Origin of the sequence: Bacillus sp. HMA207, assembly GCF_003402455.1 — a bacterium.
In the GTDB taxonomy this organism is placed as follows: domain Bacteria; phylum Bacillota; class Bacilli; order Bacillales; family Bacillaceae_G; genus Bacillus_A; species Bacillus_A cereus.
The window spans coordinates 2117771-2140942 of sequence record NZ_BEZT01000001.1 but is presented as its reverse complement, the minus strand read 5'-3'; the positions used below and the strand labels follow the sequence as shown (position 1 = coordinate 2140942).

Here is a 23172-nt window from a genome sequence, read left to right as displayed (position 1 = left end):
GTTTAATAAAAAATAAAAATAGTGAGAAAAGTGTTGAAATTTACATTCTTTAGTGCCATAATACGAATTACAAATTAATACTTATCCAGAGAGGTGGAGGGAACGGCCCTAAGAAACCTCAGCAACCCCTATGCAATTTTATAGGAAGGTGCTAATTCCGCAGAGGACACGATGTGTTTTTTGAAAGATAAGAGGATTCTTGAACGTGAAAGAAAATGACCTCTTATGTAAGAGGTCATTTTTTTGTTGTATAGAAAGGGAGTGTCGATGCATAATTCATTTTTAAATTAAATATAGAGTAATAAAAGTTGACTAATACGAGAGGGGAATTGTCATGAACAAATTATCAACAAAGTTAGTAGTAGCAATCGGTATTGGAGCAGCATTATACGGGATATTAGGACTTTGGGGGTTTTCTATTGCACCGAATACATTTATTAAACCAGCATTAGCTATATTAACTGTTTTTGGAGCATTATTTGGTCCAGTGGCAGGACTGTTAATCGGACTTATCGGTCATACCGTAACAGATACGATTGCTGGCTGGGGTATTTGGTGGGGCTGGGTTATTAGTTCAGGTATTATTGGTTTTTCAATGGGGCTTATTCAAAAAAGAGTTGGCTTTAGTGTGAAAAACGGGTTGTTTAACAAGGGGGATATTTCTTATTTAGCAATTACTGGGCTAGTTGGTATTGTCATCGCTATTATATTTGCTGGGGCATTCGATATTATTGTGATGGGAGAACCATTTGACAAAATTGTTATCCAAGTATTAGGAGCAACAATTTCCGATGTCATCGTTTTCTTAGTACTTGGATTGCCACTTACAATTGGTTTGGCGAAATCCAATAAGAAACATACACATTTAAAAATTGAAAAGTAGGGATGTTAACATGCAACCAATTATTTCGTTTGAACAATTCACCTTTCAATATGGGCATGCTGCGCAGCCTACTTTAAGTGATATTACCTTTCATATATACCCTGGGGAAAAAGTGCTAATTGCTGGACGAAGTGGTTCAGGAAAGTCGACATTAGCTCATTGTATAAATGGGCTAATCCCATTTTCTTACGAAGGGAATAGCACAGGTAACGTTTTAATTGCCGGTAAAGACCCAAGGGAAGGAAGTATTTTTGAACAAAGTAAACAGGTAGGAACAATTTTGCAAGATCAAGATGCTCAATTTATTGGTCTGACAGTAGAAGAAGATGTAGCTTTTTATTTAGAAAATGAATGTGTAAAGCAAGATAACATGAAAAAGATTGTTTCGGATTCATTAAGAAAGGTGAAGATGCATACGTTTCATAAACAAAGTCCACATGAATTATCAGGAGGTCAAAAGCAAACAGTTTCTCTTGCTGGTTTATTAACAACAAATGCGGATATATTATTGTTCGATGAACCATTAGCGAACTTAGATCCACTAAGCGCCATACATACGATAGAACTTATGAAAGATATACATGAGCAGTATAATAAAACGATTGTTATTATCGAACATAGGATAGAAGAAATTTTAAAACTGGATTTAGACAAAGTTATATTAATTGATGAAGGTAAAGTCATTGCGATGGGAACACCAAAAGAAATCTTAGCGTCAAATATATTACCACGTATTGGCTTAAGAGAGCCTATTTACATCGAAGCATTAAAGAGATTACATTTTGATAGTAATAATGACGTAATATATCCAATGGAAAACCTTCAAAAAGAAAAGGTAAGCAACGTTATAAAAGAGTGGATGGAGAAACAAGTCATATTAAAAAGGAATGCTAAAAACAAGGAATTACTTAAAGTGGAGAATTTATCATTTTCATACCCTAATAAACAAAAAGTATTAGAAAATGTAAACCTTTCAATATATGAAGGAGAAATTGTGGCACTGTTAGGACATAATGGAGCAGGGAAATCAACATTAGCTCATAGTCTTATAGGCATAAACAAAATGAAAAATGGGAAAATCTTGTTAAAAGGTGAAGATATTAGTTCTTGGTCTATTCGTAAACGTGGGGAAATCATATCTTACGTGATGCAAAATCCAAATCATATGATTACACAGCCTACTGTTTTTGAAGAAGTTTCATTTACATTAACATTACATAATTTTTCTAAGGAAGAAATTAAGAATAGAGTAGAAGGAACTTTAAAAATTTGTGGTTTATATCCATTTCGTAATTGGCCAATTCAAGCACTAAGCTATGGGCAAAAAAAGAGATTAACAATCGCATCTGTATTAACAACAAATCCTAAGCTTATCATATTAGATGAACCGACAGCGGGACAAGATTATTATCATTATAAACAATTTATGTCGTTTATTAAAAAACTAGCAAAAAAGGGTATTTCATTTGTTTTTATCACTCACGATATGAATCTCGCACTAGAATATGCAGATCGTGCAGTAGTTCTACATGAAGGGAAAATTATTGCGGATAATACAGTGTCTAATGTATTTGGTAATCAAGAAACGTTACAAAGAGCTAACTTAAGAGAGAGTTCTTTAACCAAGCTTGTTAAATTTAGTGGGATTTCATGTCCAGAAAAATTTATGGAGCTTTATTTAGATAGTAATAGGAGGGAGGAAGGTGCATAGTACATATTTTTATCGTATGGATGGGGTAGTGAAATTGTTTTTATTTATTTTTTGTATGACGCTTACTTTTTTGTTTTTTGATTTTCGGGTGTTGCTAATATTATTTATCATTGGGTGTATCGGACTCAGCATTGCTAAAATTCCATTTCGTAAAATTTTAATTGTTTTTAGTGTCATATTTACATTTAGTTTATTAAACTCTGTCATGATTTTATTTATTACACCAACTCATGGATCTGAATTAACTGAATCATATACCGTGTTTTTACATGTTGGATATGCAACGATTACATATGAAACATTATTTTATGCAGCTACACTTTCATTAAAGTATTTTACGTTATTACCATTTACACTTCTTTTTATTTACACGACAGATCCAAGCGAATTTGTAAGTAGCTTAAGTAAACTTGGTATTCATTATAAGATTACATATGCAATAAATATTGCACTACGTTATATTCCTGACATTCAGTCTGAATATAAAATTATTAAACACGCGCAAGAAGCGAGAGGAGTGGCTTTTGAAAAAGGAGAAGCAAGTTTATGGGTTCGTATGAAGAACCGTGTTTTAATTTTCTGGCCACTAATCATTCATTCTCTAGAAAGAATAGATACGGTTTCAAATGCAATGGATTTAAGAGGATTTGGAAAGAAGGATAAACGTACATGGTTTTATACAAGTAAGGCGAAACGTGAAGATTTCATCGCTTTATTTGCCGGTATTTTCATATTTATTGTTGCGGTATATTTAAAATTAAACGTATTTCAAAACTTTTGGTATCCATTTTAAAGCACTCTTTAAACGAGTGCTTTTACTTATTTTTATGTAGACATGCTCAAAAAAGGGATATATACATAATGTATAATACGAACCAGTTAAAATGATCAACTACCTATTAGTTTTCAAACCAAAAGGAGGAGAAAATATGAGTTACGGTGGTTCTTGTGGTTTTGGTGGAGGTTTCGCTTTACTAGTTGTGTTATTCATTCTATTAATAATTGTAGGATGCAGCTGCTGGGGCGGAGGATACTAATTTTTAATTAGTCTTCACAAATGTAAACTAAAAAACATTGAAGATACTTATGTATCGAAACAAATAAAAAAGGAGCATGGTCGCTCCTTTTTTATTTGTTTTAATGCGTATTCTTACTATATTTCGGGAACGTAATCATTAAAGTCGTTCCTTTACTAACGATACTTCGGATTTTTAAACTTCCATGCATTGTCTCAATAATCTTAACAGCAACCATTGTACCTAAACCGGTTCCTTTTGTTTTTGTACTAAAATACGGTTCACCGAATCGATGTATTTGCTCCTGTGACATTCCAACTCCGCTATCTTCAATTCGTATTTCAACTTTACTATTATTGATAGATGAGGAAATATTTAAGGTACCACCATTAGGCATTGCTTCAATACTGTTTTTGATTAAGTTTAAAAAACATTGTTGAAAGTGCTGTTTATTACCAACAATGGTTGCCTCAGAAAAATCCTGTGTAATATGTATCGTATTCATATTACACAATGGCAATATCATATTAATAACTCGATTTAACTCTTGTTTTACTGAAATTTGATCTAATTTTTCTGGAGCAGGTTTGGCAAACGTTAAGTAATCATCGATAATTTCTTGGGCACGATTTAACTCTTCAAGTATATGTTTAATATATTCGTCTCTTGATTCAGGAGTTAAATTTGGTGTTTTTAAAAGCTGTGTAAATCCTTTTACAACCGTTAAAGGATTCCTTACTTCGTGCGATATACTTGCAGCGAGTTGGCTAACAATCTCCATTTTTTCCATTTTAATTAATTTTGAGCGCATTAATACAGCATCTTTTATAACTTCATTTATATAAACAATAAATAACATTAAAGTAGTCGGTAATACCATGAAATAAATAATATACAAATTATTCACTTCAAAATCTGATAAAGTTAATACAATTACAGTTGTAAATATTGCTAGGAAAAAGGTTAAAAACATGGAAAAAGCTACTTTAAGCTTTCTATTATATGTATTAAATTTTGAAGATGCGAGTGCTGTAACGATGAACATTATTCCGTAAACAACGACTGTCAGCATATTAAAGCCATAAAATATAAATCTTGTAATTAATAAAATTGTAAACAATATGATACCGACAGGGAATCCACCATAAAGCGTACCTATTATGACCGGAATTTGTCTTAAATCATGAATACAACTTTCATCCATATAGATAGGGTATCGCATACATAAAATAAGCGGGATACTAGAACAAAGGGTAATCAGTAATATTTTGTATTTTTTCAAATAATGCCTGCTATCATATATGAAATAAAAAACAAATATACTACATAAAATGTATAGAAGATTATTTAATACGTTTTGATTAATATAAACAAAGTCCATAATATTTGCCTCGTTATTCAAAATTTACTTAACATATGTATTATACATGATAACATATGTTAAAGTGAATAAACCTTGTTAATACAAGATTTGTTTGGCTTTTTGTTATAAAATACAAACAGTTTGCAAACGTTAACTATCCAATGATACTTTTACCAAAATTTTTTACTCCCTCTTCCTGTATGTTCGATAAAACATGAGAATAAATACTAAGAGTTAATGAAATGTCAGTATGACCTAATCTCTCACTGATAATTTTAGGGTTAACTCCTTGTTTCAATAGTATAGTTGCGTGTGTATATCTTAAATTATGAGTTTTAATTTTTTTCACTGCTGCATTTTTGATTTCTTTATAAAAATTTCCCTGAAAGCATTTCTGTATAAACCCCCAACCGATTTATTACAATTAATTAAATCTAAATCTTGATAAGCAGAAACCATTCGTAATTAGAAACGTTTGGATGAGATTCTAAATAAATATAAAAATACTAAAGGAGAGTAAGCTATGAAAAAACAGGTGTTTCAAGAAAAGTGGACGCGCTAGGTCGTGTAGTAATTCCAGTAAGGGTTTATTTGGGAAGTGGCTTTAAAACTGATGTTGTCGAGTACATGCGGTAGTAAAAGGGAGATGGACATTTGAAAAAAGTAGAAATTGATGTTGGTAGCAACAAACTTTTAATAGTGAAGGGCGGAAATGTAACAGTAGTCAATCCACCAATGAGTGGATTTGGTGAGCAAGTCGCGGTTTGGATAAACGGTAAAGTTGATCGTGTAGATGTGAAGTGAAAATCGTAATAAAAAAGAGCCATGAGTGGAAAGGCTCATAGCTCTTTGTATAAGAGTAATAATTTTATAGGTAAATATTATCATGTAATTCCAGAAAAATCAATTTCAGTAAAATGATTGGTATTTGATTTGGATTTTATAGAAAGAGAGCAGCTAACAACAGCTAGCGGCTCAGCAGGTTCTGTAAGACAAAACAGAAAAGAATATTAACAGAATATAGAGGTTTATCCTGGTTGTTTGAACGTAGTTAAAGAAAGAATATCACATACTATCAATGTTAATAAAAACTATCTGTGGCTTTCATTTCTTTATTTTATTCACAAATAGTTCCAGTAGCTATTCCGGTTGGAGCGACACCTACTGGGATATTAGTGATAACAGTATTCGTAGCAATATCAATAACGGAAACAGTATTACTAGCTTGATTTGTAACATATGCTCGAGTGCCATCAGGTATGATAGTTACTTGATCAGGGGATAAACCAACAGAAATTGTATCAATCACAGTATTTGTCGCCACATTTATTACAGATACATTATTGCTAACTTTATTTACAACGTATATAAGATTTCCACCCGGTGTAATATCTATACCAACAGGTTCGGTACCTACGTTAATTGTATTAATAACTGCATTGGTAGCGGTGTTAATAACAGAAACAGTATTGCTATTTTGATTTGTGACATAAGCACGAGTACCATCTAGTGTGAAGACGATTATTCTAGGACGAATACCGACAGGAATGGTAGCGATAACTGCATTGGTAGCAGTATTAATAACAGAAATTGTGTTGCTTAATTCGTTTGCAACATATGCAAAGGTCCCATTTGGTGAAACAGTGATTCCTTGTGGAGCGAGGCCAACAGGAATGGTAGTGATAACTGCATTGGTAGCTGCATTAATAACAGAAACAGTATTATTACCATGATTTCCAACATAAACAGTTGTGTTATCTGGAGAAACAGCTACACCGATTGGATCAGTTCCAACGGGAATGGTAGCGATAACAGTATTCGTAGCAGTATCAATAACGGAAACGGTATCAGAAAAAATATTAGTAACATAGGCACGAGCTCCATTTGGTGAAACCGTTACTTCAAGTGGTGCATTACCTACAGTAATTGTATCAACTACTATATTTGTTCCGGTGTTAATTACAGATACTGTATCATTTGTAGGGTCATCTATGAGTCCTGCATTTGTAGCATATACTAGGAAATTACATGCAGGTCCGGTTGGCCCAGTAGGTCCGGTCGGTCCAGTAGGTCCCGGTGGACAATCACAATCCCCAGTAGGTCCCGGTGGTCCTTCCGGCCCTTGGATTCCTTGCACCCCTTGAGGTCCAGTGGCTCCTGGTGGTCCTTCCGGCCCTTGAATACCTGACACCCCTTGAGGTCCAGTGGTTCCTGGTGGTCCTTCCGGCCCTTGAATACCTGGCACACCCTGAGGTCCAGTGGATCCTTCCGGCCCTTCAGGTCCTTGAATTCCTTGTACACCTTGAGGTCCAGTGGGTCCCGGTGGTCCGGGAATTCCCATTCCGGTCCCTGAACCAGTAGGTCCCGGAGGCCCTTGAATCCCTTGTACGCCTTGAAGTCCTTGAGGTCCCGGTGGTCCTTCCGGCCCCTGAATCCCTGGCACGCCTTGAGGTCCTTCCGGTCCTTCCGGCCCTTCTGGTCCCTGAATCCCTGGCACACCTTGAGGTCCTTCCGGTCCTTCTGGTCCTTCCGGCCCCTGAATTCCTTGCACACCTTGAGAACCCTGAGCGCCTCTAGGTCCAGGAAATCCTCTAGGTCCAGTGGCTCCAGTCGGCCCCGGTTTTCCGATGTTACTTAATAGCGAACTATTTAAGATTCCTTGTAAAATTAAGTTGAATGTTTGCTGTAATAAGGGGTCTGATATATTTGAACAACTTATAAGTGAAGACAAGCTTTGGAATAGAAATTGGAATAATGCTGAGATTTGAGTGAGGGATGCAGTAGGTAAGGAATTAATTAATTGATTTATAGTTCTTATAACTAAATTTCTATTTGGTGTATTTGGTTGTACTGTTATTAATAAATCATTTAATGCCTGTAATGCTGATTGGAGTATTTGTATAGTTGTTGGATTTGGTGTTGTGAAAAAAGAAAGGATGGCTTGATTTAATTGATTTATTATTTGTAATAATTCTTGTTGTTGAGAATTCGAGAAAAAAACAGGTGTACAGCAATTACTTTGATCACAAGGGGATATAGAAATAAAACAGGGTTGCTGAAATTTATCACACGGATTTTTGGAATTTGATTTTCGATTATATCTCATAAATACCTCCTTTTAAAAATTGAATATTAAGTAATTTTTGGTAAATTATTAGCAACTGAGTTTGTAGGTGTATGTTTAATGTGAAATGTTTTTTCCTTCAAAGTATATGCCAATAAAATAGAGGTGTTCATATGGGATATATAACCAATACTTGGTTGTTAGGAGGATGTTGTAATCATAGGAAAGAAAATGAAGGTTACAAAGTTTATAGGCAAGCGATTGTATTTTAAAAAAGCGTTATTGTAATAAAATTTGAAGTTTATTAAAAAGAAGGAATGAAGGAAGAGGTAAAAGATTTTGAAAGATCCATAAAAAGAATTCAGTAAAACACTGAATTCTTTTACACGTATTTTTATTTGTTAATCCATTTAGAAATAATAGGAATTTGTTGTGCCTATTAAAATATGTACTGTTGGTAATTATAACATGAAAATGGATTGTAATAGAATAATGCATAAAAAAGAACAAGTAATAAATTAAACAAAAGCTTTATTTTATTATAGATAAATAGGTGACTCAGCAATTGTGCTAGCCGAGTCACCTAGTACTATGGAACCAAATAATGTTCTTTTTCTATATGTAGTTATGTGGAGTTCTTAGAGGCTAGCCCAATAGACAGTTAAGGGATAAATAAAATCATTTTAGAGAGTTTTACATTTTATTATGTTAATGCTACAACAGCAAGAGTTAAGCCCAATGTATTTAATGTATTAGAATATGGTCCTACATTAACAGTAAGAGTACTTGTTATACCTAAAGGTGTAGTGAAAATAGCGGGTGCTGATACAGAAGTGAATCCTGCAGTATATCCCAGAGAAGTACCAGAGCCAATGATTGGATTATTATTAAGATACATAGTGATACCTGCCGAATTACCTCCTGGTTGAATGATAACTTGCACTTCATAGATTGCCAAATAGGTTCTTCCACCTTCAAGTAAAACAGTTGTTGGTGGTGTGAATGAGATTGCCGTACCATTAGAATTTACCACGGTATCTAGTGGAATCGCAGAATTTACAGAGACTATTGATGGGGTAGTTTGAACAACATTTAAACTGTTAGCCGTGGGGGATGGACAAGTGCAAGGTTTGTGAATGTTAGGGTTATTATCATTTTGGTAATTCACAAATAATCAAGCTCCTTTGCGTAAGATAATTTTTTATCCTATATAAAACGTAGCTTTTTTGTATCTAAGTTATTTTTAAAGAGAAGTTGAATATTGTTGGTCAGTTAACTTTTAAAAGCATTTGATACTCTGGGATTTAAAAGTGCATCTGATAAATATATATGAATGTTTTTTAAGGACATTACTGTAAGTTAGGAAACATAATAAAATAGTTATTTTAATAAAAAATGGGGAAATGAGGGGAGTGAAAGGAAAAGAACCCTTTATATAAAGGATTCTTCTGGTGATTTAATCTATCAATTACATTCTTGGTAATATTCATTACATAAATCGTTATTATCATTACAGCATATACAAAATGTTTTTTGAACAAATAAACTAACTACACTAGTAGAACCTTCCTGCTTTGTAAAAGTAAGACTTTGAAAATCTTCAACTTGAAATATTTTTGTTTGAACAGGTTGTAATATAGTAGTAATTGGTACGCTAGATCTTCTTGTTAGAATAGTTACTTGAACGGGTGCACTCATACCAACAACGAATAACTGAATTAATGTTTTATTATGATTGTTTGTAAAATCCTCAAATACAGTTTGTGGAGCGGTGGTTTCAAGGAAAACAGACACAGGTATATTTCCATTTGCATTTTCTGCAGAACCAGCTATCGTATGAGTTTCAATAAAACAGTTGTTTTTTTGATTGTTGGAATGCGATTGGTTTTTATAATATTTTTTACCATCTTTATAGAAGTAATCAGCCATATGAATTAAAAGCTCCCTTCTTTTAGATATTTATATAGTCTATTTAATAAAGTGAAGTAGTGCTTGTACATCATAATAAAATCCGCTCTCGTAATTACATGAAAATGTTATTTGGAAATTAAAGAGCGCCATTCAAGGCGCTCTCGGATAAATATTAATATTGAAAAAGAATACCACATTATATTTTATGTATGTTCTTAATAAATGTGCAGTTTTTTAGCAAAATCCTTATTTAAAAACAAGAAGCCCTAGAGTTAGGGCTCTAGGGCTTCTTAGTTTGGTATTCTCACATGGTTTTTCAAAAAGAATAGAACATATTGAAGATAACATGTGAATGTTTCATAAATGTATCAAAAAAGTGAACAAAATTGCTATTGCAGAAGAAGCAGAAATGAAGTCTCTAATACGTAAGTACGTGAAAGGTATTATTTCCAGTGGATAAAATGCGCGTGGGACACCTAATCATTATTTTATAGGGGGAAAAGAATATTTTATGAACTTGATTGAATGAAAAAATGAAAATTTTACTTTTAGAGTGAAACTAAACAAAAACGCTATTGTATTAGAAAAGGGGACTTAGAAATGAACTTAAAGGAGTACGTCGTTTATAAACGTGAATCATTGTTATGTATCGGAACTATACAGAAATGCGCTAATTATATGGGCGTACTTCCTGCGACAGTTCGTTTTTATACAAGACCAGTGAATCAAAGTAGAATAGCAAGTCGGAAGAATGCTAGGAATTATATAACTGTTACGGAGATGAGGAAGATTAATAAAAATTTCATTTTGTAGAGAAATGGTGTGATTAAGTATGGGCATTGAATACGGAATGTTTGTATTAAAAAAGAGCAGACTTTAACCTACACATAAAAGTGCTGGAATTGTTCTAAAGGAAGGAATATCTGAAATATAAATATAATTGAGGGGAGTGAAATAATAATGGAAACTAGTACTTTTTTAGGGCTGTTCTGGGGATGGATGACGGTTATCGTATCGGGAATACTTTTCGTCCGTCCATCGGTGCTACGTGACTTGAAAAAATTAGTGGTTGAAGACAGAGGGTTTGGTATTATGTATGGTTTTCTATCGATTTTCCTAGGATTAGGTACTGTAATTCTACATAATGTATGGGTATTCAACTGGAAGGGATTCCTAACGGTTATTGCATGGTTTGCATTATTAAAGGGAATTTACATAATTGCATATCCTGAACCTTCCAAAAAAACAGACTTTGAAGTAAGGATACTATCTACACGTATAGTACTCGCTATCATTGGTGCTTTGGCTTTATGGATGCTTATAGTAATCTATATAAAATAATCTTTTTTTAATAAATAAAAGAGCTTGATGTGAGAGAAAAGGCCTTTTCAAAAATTGCATATGAGGAAAATCAATGTCAATAGTTTAGTACCAATAAATGAGAATTAATTCCAGGTATTAAGTATTGAGAAATAAAAAATATTTAACACAACAAATTGGTTAACTTTATGAGTTAACCAATTGTTACACAAAAGAAAATTAGGCCCTATAAGTAATAGATGTGTAACTTAAAGTTATAGTTATAGTGTAAGCGAGATTGGAAATGTTATACAAAAGTAATTCTGTTAAAAAGTTTCATTTTACCATAAATAAAAGAGCAGCTAACAAAACTTAGCCGCTCTAAACAGTGATGTGTCTCTAGATGTAGTTGTAGTATAAACAGAACGTTGAGTTTTATTCATGGGGGATAGAAATGGGCTTGAAAATAGAATATAGTCCGGCTAGAAAACTAGAGGACAAAAATAAAAACCTTTAACTTCCGCTAAAGATAATTATGTTAATGATCTAGTGATGGCAGTTCGCGTAAGGACAAGAAGAGGAACGTATAAAAATAGAGTTGTAGAAATAGAAAGAGTGGATTCCTTGTGAGAGAGTAGGGATCCACTTTTTTCTTGCCACTGATAAAGAGACACTATATCTGACTTACATAAATATCCTATTTAATCAAGTTTGTCCTTGCTAATGGTACAATTAGATTCATGGAGGGATATTATGGTAAGTTTTTATGTAAAACTGTTTCTTATATTTGGTACTGCGATATTCTTATTTTTTTGTCTGGTTCATCAAAAATTAAGGCTAAAAATCTATCATTGATAATGATCTGTTTAGGGATAAATCTACTCACAAGTCCAATGGCTTTATTTATAGGTGTGATGGCAACAGACTCTCCATATAGTACTAAGCTTGATTTTTTTGGAGGATTTCTCTTTATTCAGGGCATACCGCTCCTCCTCCTACTTGCAGCTTTTTTGAAGTTTGCAATAGCAAAGAAAACAAAACAAGTATAGTATAAACTCTATATTTCTTTTAATAATTTAGGGTTATATCTTTTCTGCGTTAGCTGCTTTTAACCACGCTTCGTAGAATTCTATAACTGATGCATACCGTTCTGCTCGATTGTCACTTACAGCACGATACGCTACCTCATATAATTCCTTACTTGCTTCCCATTTTATAAAGGAACGATCTTTTTCACCGCCTAAAAGTGAGAAAGCCATTGCTCCCATATTAAATACATTTGTTCTTTCATCAATTGTTGCGTTTAGTTCAAATTCCTCTGGTGACATAAAACGGGAGGAACCCCATAGCCGACCCATTTTATTTATGTAAGGTTTCTTACTGTATAAATCTATATCACAAATTTTAGTCTCGTTTGTATTAAAATTATATAAAATACTACCGTCATAAAAATCTAATGCTACATAGTTTTTCTTTTCTATATAAGTATGGAAAGAAAAAATGGAATGTAAGGAATGAATTCGTTCTATAGCAGATAAATGTCTAAATTTATAAAATGGTGAGTTTGGATTTTTATATTTTTCAGGAGATGGGAAACGCCAATGCGAATGAAGACACTCACCATCAAACCAATCGAAAATTAATACATATCCAGATTGAACTGGAAAATGATCAATTAATCTTATGAGCGATTTATGCTTTAAATCTTCATAGATAGTAACTGAATTTTTTAGCCTTTCAATAGCATCACCCGTTGTTCCTTCATATGCAATTGTTTGTGCTCCTGCGTATTTGATAAATTTCTTATGCCCATCTTTTTCTACACCAAAACTTATATTACCTGAATCTTGTTGGTCAAAAACTGCAAATACGGTCCCTAATTTAATAAGCCAATCAAAATTATGATATTCTTTTAATTGGAATGTTACGTTATTTAACTGAATTTCCACGGAATTATCTTTCATAGATTACCTCACATTTAATATAATTAAGTTGTACATTCCACTATTCGACATATTTTATGGAAATCCTATGCTAATAATATAAAATTTTATAAATATAATGATAAATATTTATAGAGAGGTGAATACAATGGATCAACAAATTGTTATTAAACCGTATCAAAAAGAATGGGTTGAAGAGTATATAAAAGAAAAAGAGAAATTCTGTTCCTTGTTAGGACAAGAAATAATTGCTGTTGAACATATAGGAAGCACAGCAGTAGAAGGATTAGGAGCTAAACCTCTTATTGATATGATGATTGGCGTAACAGAATTGCAAATAACTGAAAAGTGGATTGCAGTTCTATCGGAAATTGGATATGAGTATGTTCCAAAAGATGCAACGAATTGGCGTTTTTTTAGAAAAGGAAAGTGGAGAGCAGGTACTCATCATTTGCATGTTTATATTTATAATAGTGACGAGTGGAGAAACAATATTTTATTTCGTGACTTTCTAATAAGCAATGAATGGGCACGTAAAGAATATAGAGAATTAAAAGAGATGCTTGCTATTACATATGCTTTTGGTCGTGTTTCATATACAAAGGCAAAAGCGCCGTTTATTCGAAAAATATTAGAATTGGCTAGAACTCAATGAATTTATAGATTCTTATCTAACTAGTTTTGAAACCTCTTCCTATACTTTTTATAGGGAGTGGGATTTTTTGTTTTTTCATGACTAAATATATAATTTCTAATTATTGGAGGCAAACTATTTTATTTATTTTGATATTTCTAGTACATTGGAAATATTAAGGGGGAATTAAGCTATGAAAGCTATTGTACATCAATATAAAAAAGGATTAGAGGGATTAGAATATAAATTTTCACCTGAGATAAGTCCTAATGCAGGTGAAGTAAAAGTAAAGTTAAAAGCTGCAGGGTTAAATCATAGGGATTTATTTATTATAAACAATAGAAAAGAAATGGATCTACCATTAGTAATAGGGTCAGATGGCTCAGGAATTGTTACAGAAATAGGAGAAGGAGTTTCAAATATTACACTACATACAGAAGTTATTATTAATCCTAGTATTGGATGGGAACATGCTACTGAAGTACCGGAGTTACCAGAAGTGCTAGGTGGACCGAAAGATGGAACGTTTGCTGAATATGTAATTGTACCAGCAGAAAATGTAGTAGAAAAGCCGTCATATCTTACTTGGGAAGAATCAGGTGTTTTATCTTTATCTGCATTAACTGCATATAGAGCGCTTTTTACAAAAGGTAGATTGAAGTGCGGCGAACACGTTTTAATTCCGGGAATAGGCGGTGGTGTTGCTACATTTGCCATGTTATTCGCGAAAGCAATTGGCGCAAAAGTGAGTGTTACTTCAAGGGTAGAGAATAAAAGGGAACTTGCTAAGAAATATGGTGCAGATATTTCTTTTCATAGTGCTGGAAATTGGGAAGAGAGCTTACAAGGTGAAAAAGTTGATTTAATAATAGATAGTATTGGTCCGGCAACTTTTTTGAAATATTTTGATGTCTTAAAACCAAACGGAAGAATCGTGAATTTTGGTGCAAGCTCAGGCGATAAAATTGAATTACCATTACGCGCGCTATTTTACAATCAAATTGATATTATGGGAACATCCATGGGTAGCCGTGAGGAATTTAATGAGATGATAAAGTTTATAGAAAAACATCAAATTAAACCAATTATTGATAAAGTTTACTCGTTAGAAGAAGCAATTCGAGCATTAAGCCGTATGGAACTTGGAGAACAATTTGGAAATATTGTACTTCAAATGAATTAAAAAATATGATTTTGCAATTAGTATATTTAAATGAACATGTTATGTATTTCAAATATGAAAAAAATACGAACCGCCTTATTATAAAGGCTTACCGGCTTTATACATAAATAGCGTATAAAATTTGTTTAATAATTGTCACATGAGTAATAGTAAAATGAGAATTAGATGAAAAAAGTTTAAGCCTATTTTCATAATGGTATTGTATACTGTGTAAATCAAGAACACTTGTATGTAAGGAGAGAGTTTAATGAATTACACAGTATTTCAGTGGTTTAATAATTTTGCTGATTCATCCAAACTATTAGATACGTTAATGATTGCTATTACAAATAGCGCTGCATACGTAGCCGTTCTATTTATGTTTATCTTATGGTTTAATAATGGAAAGAAAGAAAAGGCAATTAGAAAACAATATACAGTTTTATATACGACGCTTTCGGTTATTATTGCATTATTAGTAAATGTTCTTATACACGCGGTATATTACCATCCGCGTCCGTTCGTATCACATGATGTACATCAATTAGTACCACATGCAGCAGATTCATCATTCGTTAGTGATCATTCTGTACTTGTATTTTCAATCGCCTTCGTATTTATTCTTAGAGGAGAAAAACTGAAATATATCGCGCTATTATGGGCAGTACTAGTCGGTATATCACGTATGTACGTAGGTGTTCATTATCCTTTAGATATACTTGGTGCAGCATTCTTAACACTTATTACGAGTGCTTTAGTAATGCAAAGTACACGTATGTTTGAACCAATAGCGAAACTTGTATTCAAAATGTATGCATTAGTAGCGAGACGAATTCCTTTCTTAGCGAAATATAACCATATCGCATAATTTTCTTATAAAAAGTTCCCCTTTGGACATCCAGAGGGGAATTTTTTTATAGGAAATACGAAAAGAGTTTAGAGTGCTCTGTAATCAAGTTGTACTAATTAATATTCTGAAATTTCACGCACCGTATTTTAAATATATAAAATAATAACACAAAATAACAACAGTTAGTTTTGCATTGTTTTAAAGGAATTAAAAAGAAAACTTCGAAACATATAGTATCGTAAACAAAAACTACAAATTTTAAAACGGATCTTCGTACGAATCCATTCCAAAAGAGAGGAGATAAGTATGCAAAAACTCCAAACGAATAAAGGCGCTCGATATATGATGATTGCTTTTATTGTTTTGTTTCTTATTATGATTTTGCGTATATTCTATATTCAGGCAGTAGGAGTCGTGCATAATGTGAATGTAAAGGATCTCGCGAATGAACAACATAATAAAAAAGGTGTTTTAGAAGCGAATCGTGGCACTATCTATGATCAAACCGGAAAGGTGTTAGTACAAGATTCTACAACGTATCGAGTTGTTGTGAATTTAAAAGGAAAAGATAAAGTGAAAAATAAAGATGAAACCGCACAACAATTAGCCGATGCGCTTGAAATTGATAAAGAAGAAGTATTAAAAAACTTTCATGAAGGGCGTACGCAAGTTGAAATTGGGAAAATTGGTCGGAACTTATCTAGGGAAAAGAAGGAAAAAATTAATGATTTAAAAATACCAGGTGTATCTTTTATGTCGGAAAAAGCAAGAGTGTATCCGAATGAAGACTTTGCATCCTATATACTTGGTTTTGCTAGACCAGATGATAAAGGGAATACGGAAGGGAAGTTTGGGCTTGAAAAGAGTTTGGATAAATATTTGCACTCTACAAACGGAAATATAGAATATGTGGGTACACGAAGGGGAATTCCGCTTACAAATGATATAGGTAAAGTAGAACCAGCTAAAAATGGGAATAACGTATATTTAACGCTTGATAAACAAATTAATAGTTTTTTAGAAGAAGCGATGAACAAAGCGCAAGAACATTATGATCCTTCTATGTTAATTGGCATTATTGCTGATCCAAAAACAGGAAAGGTTTTAGCGATGTCTAGTAAACCTAGTTACAATCCTAATGTAGGTGATATCGAATACTTTTTAAATGACCCGATTGCAAATGCATATGAACCAGGTTCAACAATGAAAGTTTTTACATTAGCAGCTGCCATTAATGAAGGTGTATATAACGGAAAAGAATATTTTCAATCTGGAAAATATTCCGTTGGTTCATCTGATATAAAAGACCATAATGGTGGATTTGGATGGGGATCAATTACATTTGATGAAGGATTTGAAAGGTCATCAAACGTAGCTTTTTCTATTTTAGAAGATCAGTTACTGAAACCAAATAAATTTAAGCAATATATGAATAAATTTGGATTCAATCAAAAAACAGGGATAGATTTACCTGGAGAAAGGAAAAATACTTTATTATTAAATACACAAATTCAACAGGTTACAACTTCTTTCGGTCAAGGTTCTACAGTAACTCCGATTCAATTAATCCAAGCGGCTACTGCTATAGCAAATGACGGGAAAATGATGCAACCATATATCGTTGATAAAGTTGTAAATCCAACAAACAAAGAAGTTATTATGGAAAATCAACCGAAAGAAATTGGGAATCCGATAAAAAAAGAAACAGCGGACAAGGTTAGAAGCTTAATGGAGCGTGTTATAACATCTTCAAAAGGAACTGGTACAATGTATAAAGTGGATGGTTATCCAATTGGAGGTAAGACAGGAACAGCACAAATCCCGAATCCTGAAAATGGCCGATATATGGAAGGGAAAGAGAATTACATTTTCTCCTTTTTAGGAATGGCTCCAATTGACGATCCGGAGTTAATCGTATACTTAGCTATTAAGCAGCCAAAGTTAAAAGGAGATGAGTATGGAGCTCAGCCTCTTGCTGAAATATTTAAACCTGTTATAAAAAACAGCCTTGAATATTTAAAGGTGAAACCGTATACAGAAAAACAAATAGCTGATGCAGCGAAACAATCTCAATTAAAAGTACAAAATTATGTAAATCAATCGATGGATACAATAGAGAAAAGTGTAGAAAAAGAGAAGCTACAGCCGGTAATTTTAGGAGAAGGAAAAATAATAAAACAATATCCACAGTCTGGCGAGGTAATGAGTGAAGGTGATCGTATATTTTTATTAGGGAATAACGCACAAATGCCAAATGTAAAAGGGTGGTCCATGCGTGATGTTATGCATTTCTCTAAACTTTTGAAATTAGATTTGAAAACTTCTGGTACGGGTTATGTAACGAGTCAAAGTATTGAAAAAGGACAAGATTTACAAGAAGGAGATACACTAGAACTAGAATTAGAACCGCCGTTACAACCGTTAACAGAGGCGAATACGAATTAATCCAGGCATTTGGAAAGAGCTATATGCAAATAGCTCTTTCTTTAGAGTTGCGAGTAATTTCACGCACCGTAATTTTTAGAAAAAATAATAAATAAAAGAACTAACAGTGACACGTTATTAAATATCTGATTATTGTTTATTTACAGTTAAATTTATATGTGATAATATGGAAAAAATAAATGCAGTGAAGAGAAGAGTAAATAAAATGAATTTTTCACAGAGAGCTCCATGTAGCTGAAAAGGAGTAAAAATTCTTTATTGAACCAAGCCTCTGAGCAGCACATCGGAACCTATTATTAGGGGATGGTGTGACGGGAGCTCCCGTTATAGAGCTATGGTATAAGCATGAATTAGAATGCAGTACCTGATAAGGTTAGTATGGTGACATATTAACAAACTAGGGTGGCACCGCGATGATAAATCTCGTCCCTAAGATTAAAAGTCTTGGGGGTGGGATTTTTTTATTGTTGTAAAACAATTTTGAAAGCGGGGGCCAAAAATGAAAAATTTACTTAAAGATTGGAAATATCCTTTATTACTATTGTCCGGAGTTGGTATTGCGAATTTAGGGGCATGGATTTACTTAATAGCACTGAATGTACTTGTCTATAATATGGGTGGCTCAGCCTTAGCTGTTGCTACTTTATATGTAATAAAACCATTAGCCACTTTATTTACAAACGCTTGGTCTGGGAGTATGATTGATCGTTTAAATAAACGGAAATTAATGATTCACCTCGATATATATCGTGCGTTATTTATCGCTATTTTACCTTTACTTCCGTCACTTTGGATTGTTTATGTATTCGTATTCTTTATAAGTATGGCCAGTGCAATTTATGAGCCAACTGCTATGACGTATATGACGAAATTAATTCCAGTAGAGCAAAGACAACGTTTCAACTCATTACGTACTTTAATAGGATCTGGTGCATCATTAATTGGACCAGCAGTAGCGGGGGGATTATTAATTGCAGGTACACCAGAGTTTGCTATATATATGAATGCTATAGCATTTCTCTTATCAGGATTCATTACATTACTTTTACCGAATCTTGATAAGAAAGAAGATTCGGATACAACTAGTAATACATTATCACTTACAGTATTAAAAAAAGATTGGAACACTGTTATAAATTTTAGTAGAAAACATGTGTATGTCGTATGTGTGTATTTCTTATTTCAAAGTATGTTCGTATTAGCAACTGCTACTGATTCACTTGAACTATCGTTTGCGAAAGAGGTATTACTACTAACAGATAGTGAATACGGTTTTCTAGTTAGTATAGCTGGTGCAGGATTTATTTTAGGTGCCATAACAAATACAATTTTATCAAAGAAATTAGCACCTTCATTTCTAATTGGAATAGGATCACTATTCATCGCAATTGGTTATTTAATTTATGCTTTTTCAAATGTATTTTTAATAGCTGCTATTGGATTCTTTATTTTATCTTTCTCTATGGCATATGCAAATACAGGATTTTATACATTTTACCAAAATAACGTTCCCGTTCATATAATGGGACGGATCGGGAGTATATATGGACTTGTTATTGCGTTAGTAACAATCTTTATTACAATATTATCTGGTGTTGCGACTCAGTTCATTTCTATACAACTTGTAGTTATTGTAGGTTCATTGATCATGTTATTTATTACTATCGTCTTGTGTGTGTTTACTTTATTCCCATCACAATCTAAGTTGTATTCTACTGAATCAATAAAGTGAAACTTTAATCAGGGGGGCATCCTCCGCTGATTATTAGCCCTCACCAATCGGGCTTTTACGGGCAGCAGGGCCCCCACCTCATTTCTTTGCTTCTACTGAATTTTGAGATGGGGGTCTTACTGCTCATAAATAACGGGATAACTTCGAAATGAACTTTGTGTTCTCATTAACAATTTATCGTATTTAATAAGAGGGTTCTTTCCTCTTTATATGGAAAAATTAATATGAGGAAAGAACAATACCGAAAGATAAGGGTGGTTGTCGTGATAAAAACAAAAGATGAAATTGATAAAATTGTAAAAGAAATACAAAAGAAAATAGATTTCTCTGGAGTAGTTTTAGTAAAAAAAGAAAAAGATTTAGTCTATGAAACAGCATTGGGTTACGCAAACCAAAGTGAATGTATAAACAATACGATACAAACAAGATTTGGCATTGCCTCAGGATGTAAAATCTTCACTGCAATTGGCATCTGTCAACTTGTTGAAAAAGGTGTTATTTCTTTTCATACAAAATTAAAAGATTGTCTAGAGATAAAATTTCCAAACTTCGATGAAGATATTACAATACATCAACTACTAACGCATAGTGCTGGTATACCAGATTATTTTGATGAAAGTATTATGGATAACTTCGAAGACCTTTGGAAACAAACACCTATGTATCTATTAAAGAGCGTAAAAGACTTTTTACCATTATTTCAAAACAATAATATGATGTTTGCACCTGGAAATAAGTTTCACTACAACAACGCAGGTTTTATTATACTTGGATTAATAATAGAAGAACAGACGGGACTTAAATTCACGGAGTATATAGAAACAAACATTTTTAATCCTGTTGGTATGAATGATTCTGGCTATTTTTCGTTAGATAGATTACCAAGACATACAGCTCTAGGATATATAAAGGACGAAACCAACCAAAATTGGAGAACAAACATCTACTCTATACCAATAAAAGGAGGAGCTGATGGAGGTGCATATGTTACTGCACCAGACATGCTGAAATTTTGGGCGGCACTATTTAATAATGAAATTTTAGGAAAGGAATATACAAGGTTACTTTTAACTCCCCACATTCAAGTAAATGATAAACAATCTTACGGATATGGAATATGGATTGAAACACGAGAAAACAAGGTATTCAAATATCATGTAATGGGATATGATCCAGGCGTCAGTTTTCGCTCGGCCATATATCCAGAATTAGGAATCGCTTTAGTTATTCCATCGAATAAAGGGGCAGGACCCGAAAAATTAATGACAGAAATAGAAAGAGCTTTTTAATTATATGGATATAAAAGAAGAGATACGAAAATAATTTAAACGGGTTCATGCTTGTTTCTGTTTTGAAAAATATTTTAGTTAACGAGGAACCCTATATTCATTTAATAAGGTTTTTTTGTAATTCCACACAATTATATATAAATATATGGATTTTTAAATAAAAAAACATTACTATATAGTTGTAAATTTTAATTATTACTTCATATGAAAGGATGTGTTAACAATTTGTATATGATCAACGGTAGTTTGTTTATTATTTTAGGGGTTATTTGTTATTTAATTGTACGTGGAATATTAATTGGTACCAAAAATAAAAAATATGTGATTTGGTGGAAAGAACTAGTAAGTTTTTTATTCGTGGTCTACATTTGTATGGTTGTTGCAGTAACTTTATTCCCTTTACCAATCGGTTTTCCTTCTAATATTGAAAATCTGAATCGCTCGGTCAATATAATACCATTTGCATCAATTATTAAAGACATCAATCAAATTGGTAGTGCTTATGATGGAGATGCCCTATTTATGATTGGTCTAATTGTAAGAAATGTAGGCGGGAATATTTTATTATTAATGCCTTTAGGATTTTTAGCACCTATCCTATGGGATAAATATAAGAAATTCAAAAATACAATTTTATTAGGATTTTCTATATCAGCTAGTATTGAATTGCTACAATTAATTGAGTCGTTATTTAGTGGAGTGGGACGTATTACTGATATTGATGATGTGATCTGTAATGTTCTAGGTTCTATTTTTGGATATTGTATTTATAATATCTTTTTAAAAGCCATTAATAAATTTAACATTCGAGTGTTGGGTAAAACTAATTCTAAAGGTATGGAATTAGTTGATAAATAGGAGTTTAAACGAGTTATTAAAGGCGTACGAGTAAAAAGTACGTCTTTTTATTTTTATAAATAATGCTTAAGGCTGATGAGAAATCACATTTTCCATCTTACACTTGAAAGTAGCTATCGTATTTCAAGTATGGAGTGAAAAGAGGAGAATATAATCTTTAAAGATAAGCAAGTTTATAGGAGGATTCTAAATGGATATTTTACTTGTTGTTCTTATTATTGTTTTGATGCAAAGTAAAGAACGAAAAGTGAAAATAAACCGTATTTGGCTCATTCCGGCTTTGTTGTGCTTTGTAACAATCCAGTCCATTATTCATATGGGACAAATAACATCCCTTGTTTAACATTGCTAAGAACGGTAATACTAATTAACATTGAACTTTTACAACAAGGGATGATAATATGATATACATTTACACAGATTTTGGTGGAACACATACTACCTCACTAGCTGCAGCGTATCATTTAAATAAACTACCAACGGATCGTAAGTTAACGAAAGAAGAAATTTTGAATGTAGATTACTTTAATAAATTGAAAACAGAAGATATGGGAAAAATTATTTTTCATGGAATCGATGAACATGGTCATCCTGTATATACGATTGGATGCGGCGCATCAAAAGTTGTTGTACCTGCGATGAAGCATTTAGGAGAAATCTTGCAAAAACATTATCAAAGCCATGAAAAGATTATATTTTCTAATACATCACCAACAGTGCCTTTACCGATGACTTTCGGTGGGCTGTTTTCTAGAAGGTTCCATATTGATTTTATTGGCGTACCGTTACTCGTATGGGGAGCAAAAATTTGCTGTGATAATATACAAAGGCTTGTTAGTTATACAAAAGAAGCTGGACGATTAACGAATGATTATGTAGTAATTTTAGATAATGAAACTTTTAAATAGTATATGATAAGAAGAAAATCGAGCAAATTCCTTGATTTTCTTTTTTATTTGTGAAATAGACAAGAAATAGTCACATTTAATATGCATCTACTATAGCCAAAACA

General features: G+C 32.8%; 22 protein-coding genes, 1 pseudogene, 1 riboswitch and 1 other annotated feature. Of the genes and pseudogenes, 17 read left to right on the top strand and 6 right to left on the bottom strand.

The window, feature by feature from the left end; all coding sequences use genetic code 11:
* Positions 1-78 precede the first annotated feature (78 nt).
* Positions 79-194: riboswitch (SAM riboswitch) on the top strand.
* A 140-nt stretch (positions 195-334) separates the two neighbouring features.
* The 4 genes from HMAS_RS11235 (at position 335) to HMAS_RS11220 (ending at position 3631) form a co-directional block, all read left to right on the top strand.
* Positions 335-883: an ECF-type riboflavin transporter substrate-binding protein gene (locus HMAS_RS11235; protein ID WP_061112981.1), complete on the top strand. Its 549-nt coding sequence runs from the start codon at positions 335-337 to the stop codon at positions 881-883.
* Positions 884-893: 10 nt separating this feature from the next.
* Positions 894-2594 (top strand): ABC transporter ATP-binding protein, encoded by a 1701-nt coding sequence (locus tag HMAS_RS11230; RefSeq protein ID WP_063264111.1) that lies wholly within the window; start codon positions 894-896, stop codon positions 2592-2594.
* Entirely contained in the window at positions 2587-3387 is an 801-nt protein-coding gene (locus HMAS_RS11225; protein WP_048535402.1) for an energy-coupling factor transporter transmembrane component T family protein, read from the top strand. Before HMAS_RS11230 ends, HMAS_RS11225 begins: the two co-directional genes overlap by 8 nt.
* A 136-nt stretch (positions 3388-3523) precedes the next feature.
* On the top strand, positions 3524-3631 hold the full coding sequence (locus HMAS_RS11220; RefSeq protein WP_000120182.1) for a YjcZ family sporulation protein: 108 nt from the start codon (positions 3524-3526) through the stop codon (positions 3629-3631).
* A 100-nt stretch (positions 3632-3731) separates the two neighbouring features.
* Here HMAS_RS11220 and HMAS_RS11215 read toward each other — a convergent pair whose 3' ends face one another.
* Positions 3732-4991, bottom strand: a complete 1260-nt coding sequence (locus tag HMAS_RS11215) for a sensor histidine kinase (protein ID WP_070180162.1) — start codon at positions 4989-4991, stop codon at positions 3732-3734.
* Between the two features lie 136 nt (positions 4992-5127).
* Entirely contained in the window at positions 5128-5322 is a 195-nt protein-coding gene (locus HMAS_RS11210; RefSeq protein WP_071730388.1) for a tyrosine-type recombinase/integrase, read from the bottom strand.
* Between the two features lie 305 nt (positions 5323-5627).
* Here HMAS_RS11210 and HMAS_RS11205 point away from each other — a divergent pair, with 305 nt between their 5' ends.
* On the top strand, positions 5628-5777 hold the full coding sequence (locus HMAS_RS11205; RefSeq protein WP_000754941.1) for a DUF3954 domain-containing protein: 150 nt from the start codon (positions 5628-5630) through the stop codon (positions 5775-5777).
* A gap of 313 nt (positions 5778-6090) precedes the next feature.
* On the opposite strand, the gene HMAS_RS11200 is transcribed toward HMAS_RS11205, so the two are convergent.
* The 3 genes from HMAS_RS11200 to HMAS_RS11185 all read right to left on the bottom strand — a co-directional run bounded on the left by HMAS_RS11200 (position 6091) and on the right by HMAS_RS11185 (position 9966).
* A complete protein-coding gene (locus tag HMAS_RS11200) occupies positions 6091-8079 on the bottom strand; it encodes a beta-propeller fold lactonase family protein (RefSeq protein ID WP_116344817.1) in 1989 nt (662 codons plus the stop codon).
* Between the two features lie 661 nt (positions 8080-8740).
* Complete coding sequence (locus HMAS_RS11190) at positions 8741-9205, bottom strand: hypothetical protein (RefSeq protein WP_001109240.1); 465 nt, start codon at positions 9203-9205, stop codon at positions 8741-8743.
* Between the two features lie 296 nt (positions 9206-9501).
* On the bottom strand, positions 9502-9966 hold the full coding sequence (locus HMAS_RS11185) for a hypothetical protein (RefSeq protein ID WP_046392764.1): 465 nt from the start codon (positions 9964-9966) through the stop codon (positions 9502-9504).
* Positions 9967-10548: 582 nt separating this feature from the next.
* Between HMAS_RS11185 and HMAS_RS11180 the strand changes: the two genes are divergently transcribed.
* From HMAS_RS11180 to HMAS_RS27915, 3 genes and pseudogenes are all read left to right on the top strand, one after another.
* Positions 10549-10761 (top strand): hypothetical protein, encoded by a 213-nt coding sequence (locus tag HMAS_RS11180; protein ID WP_044306490.1) that lies wholly within the window; start codon positions 10549-10551, stop codon positions 10759-10761.
* A 147-nt stretch (positions 10762-10908) separates the two neighbouring features.
* Positions 10909-11289, top strand: coding sequence for a hypothetical protein (locus tag HMAS_RS11175; RefSeq protein WP_044306489.1), 381 nt, complete (start codon positions 10909-10911; stop codon positions 11287-11289).
* Positions 11290-12000: 711 nt separating this feature from the next.
* A pseudogene (locus HMAS_RS27915) lies at positions 12001-12296 on the top strand (hypothetical protein).
* A 33-nt stretch (positions 12297-12329) separates the two neighbouring features.
* Here HMAS_RS27915 and HMAS_RS11165 read toward each other — a convergent pair.
* Positions 12330-13211 carry a protein kinase domain-containing protein gene (locus HMAS_RS11165; RefSeq protein ID WP_000654539.1) on the bottom strand — a complete coding sequence of 294 codons (882 nt, stop codon included), beginning with the start codon at positions 13209-13211 and terminating at the stop codon, positions 12330-12332.
* A 127-nt stretch (positions 13212-13338) separates the two neighbouring features.
* Between HMAS_RS11165 and HMAS_RS11160 the strand changes: the two genes are divergently transcribed.
* The 9 genes from HMAS_RS11160 (at position 13339) to HMAS_RS11120 (ending at position 23068) form a co-directional block, all read left to right on the top strand.
* Positions 13339-13845 (top strand): GrpB family protein, encoded by a 507-nt coding sequence (locus tag HMAS_RS11160; protein ID WP_065223097.1) that lies wholly within the window; start codon positions 13339-13341, stop codon positions 13843-13845.
* A 172-nt stretch (positions 13846-14017) separates the two neighbouring features.
* Complete coding sequence (locus tag HMAS_RS11155) at positions 14018-15007, top strand: zinc-binding dehydrogenase (RefSeq protein WP_065223098.1); 990 nt, start codon at positions 14018-14020, stop codon at positions 15005-15007.
* Between the two features lie 247 nt (positions 15008-15254).
* On the top strand, positions 15255-15854 hold the full coding sequence (locus HMAS_RS11150; RefSeq protein ID WP_001110124.1) for an undecaprenyl-diphosphatase: 600 nt from the start codon (positions 15255-15257) through the stop codon (positions 15852-15854).
* 288 nt (positions 15855-16142) lie between these two features.
* Positions 16143-18281: a penicillin-binding protein gene (locus tag HMAS_RS11145; protein WP_001170943.1), complete on the top strand. Its 2139-nt coding sequence runs from the start codon at positions 16143-16145 to the stop codon at positions 18279-18281.
* 175 nt (positions 18282-18456) lie between these two features.
* Positions 18457-18715, top strand: a binding site (T-box leader).
* Positions 18716-18780: 65 nt separating this feature from the next.
* Entirely contained in the window at positions 18781-20013 is a 1233-nt protein-coding gene (locus HMAS_RS11140) for an MFS transporter (RefSeq protein WP_000793348.1), read from the top strand.
* A gap of 263 nt (positions 20014-20276) precedes the next feature.
* Complete coding sequence (locus tag HMAS_RS11135; protein ID WP_000598050.1) at positions 20277-21302, top strand: serine hydrolase domain-containing protein; 1026 nt, start codon at positions 20277-20279, stop codon at positions 21300-21302.
* A 225-nt stretch (positions 21303-21527) separates the two neighbouring features.
* On the top strand, positions 21528-22160 hold the full coding sequence (locus tag HMAS_RS11130) for a VanZ family protein (protein ID WP_000281844.1): 633 nt from the start codon (positions 21528-21530) through the stop codon (positions 22158-22160).
* A gap of 190 nt (positions 22161-22350) precedes the next feature.
* Positions 22351-22503 (top strand): hypothetical protein, encoded by a 153-nt coding sequence (locus HMAS_RS11125; RefSeq protein ID WP_000353713.1) that lies wholly within the window; start codon positions 22351-22353, stop codon positions 22501-22503.
* Positions 22504-22561: 58 nt separating this feature from the next.
* Complete coding sequence (locus tag HMAS_RS11120; protein WP_000639421.1) at positions 22562-23068, top strand: DUF3189 family protein; 507 nt, start codon at positions 22562-22564, stop codon at positions 23066-23068.
* Positions 23069-23172: the final 104 nt, after the last annotated feature.

What these genes read in the sequence shown, in the direction of transcription:
- HMAS_RS11235 (WP_061112981.1), top strand. Translation starts at nt 335, where the DNA reads ATGAACAAATTATCAACAAAGTTAGTAGTAGCAATCGGTATTGGAGCA.
- HMAS_RS11230 (WP_063264111.1), top strand. Translation starts at nt 894, where the DNA reads ATGCAACCAATTATTTCGTTTGAACAATTCACCTTTCAATATGGGCAT.
- HMAS_RS11220 (WP_000120182.1), top strand. Translation starts at nt 3,524, where the DNA reads ATGAGTTACGGTGGTTCTTGTGGTTTTGGTGGAGGTTTCGCTTTACTA.
- HMAS_RS11215 (WP_070180162.1), bottom strand. Translation starts at nt 4,991, where the DNA reads ATGGACTTTGTTTATATTAATCAAAACGTATTAAATAATCTTCTATAC.
- HMAS_RS11200 (WP_116344817.1), bottom strand. Translation starts at nt 8,079, where the DNA reads ATGAGATATAATCGAAAATCAAATTCCAAAAATCCGTGTGATAAATTT.
- HMAS_RS11185 (WP_046392764.1), bottom strand. Translation starts at nt 9,966, where the DNA reads ATGGCTGATTACTTCTATAAAGATGGTAAAAAATATTATAAAAACCAA.
- HMAS_RS11180 (WP_044306490.1), top strand. Translation starts at nt 10,549, where the DNA reads ATGAACTTAAAGGAGTACGTCGTTTATAAACGTGAATCATTGTTATGT.
- HMAS_RS11175 (WP_044306489.1), top strand. Translation starts at nt 10,909, where the DNA reads ATGGAAACTAGTACTTTTTTAGGGCTGTTCTGGGGATGGATGACGGTT.
- HMAS_RS11165 (WP_000654539.1), bottom strand. Translation starts at nt 13,211, where the DNA reads ATGAAAGATAATTCCGTGGAAATTCAGTTAAATAACGTAACATTCCAA.
- HMAS_RS11160 (WP_065223097.1), top strand. Translation starts at nt 13,339, where the DNA reads ATGGATCAACAAATTGTTATTAAACCGTATCAAAAAGAATGGGTTGAA.
- HMAS_RS11155 (WP_065223098.1), top strand. Translation starts at nt 14,018, where the DNA reads ATGAAAGCTATTGTACATCAATATAAAAAAGGATTAGAGGGATTAGAA.
- HMAS_RS11150 (WP_001110124.1), top strand. Translation starts at nt 15,255, where the DNA reads ATGAATTACACAGTATTTCAGTGGTTTAATAATTTTGCTGATTCATCC.
- HMAS_RS11145 (WP_001170943.1), top strand. Translation starts at nt 16,143, where the DNA reads ATGCAAAAACTCCAAACGAATAAAGGCGCTCGATATATGATGATTGCT.
- HMAS_RS11140 (WP_000793348.1), top strand. Translation starts at nt 18,781, where the DNA reads ATGAAAAATTTACTTAAAGATTGGAAATATCCTTTATTACTATTGTCC.
- HMAS_RS11125 (WP_000353713.1), top strand. Translation starts at nt 22,351, where the DNA reads ATGGATATTTTACTTGTTGTTCTTATTATTGTTTTGATGCAAAGTAAA.
- HMAS_RS11120 (WP_000639421.1), top strand. Translation starts at nt 22,562, where the DNA reads ATGATATACATTTACACAGATTTTGGTGGAACACATACTACCTCACTA.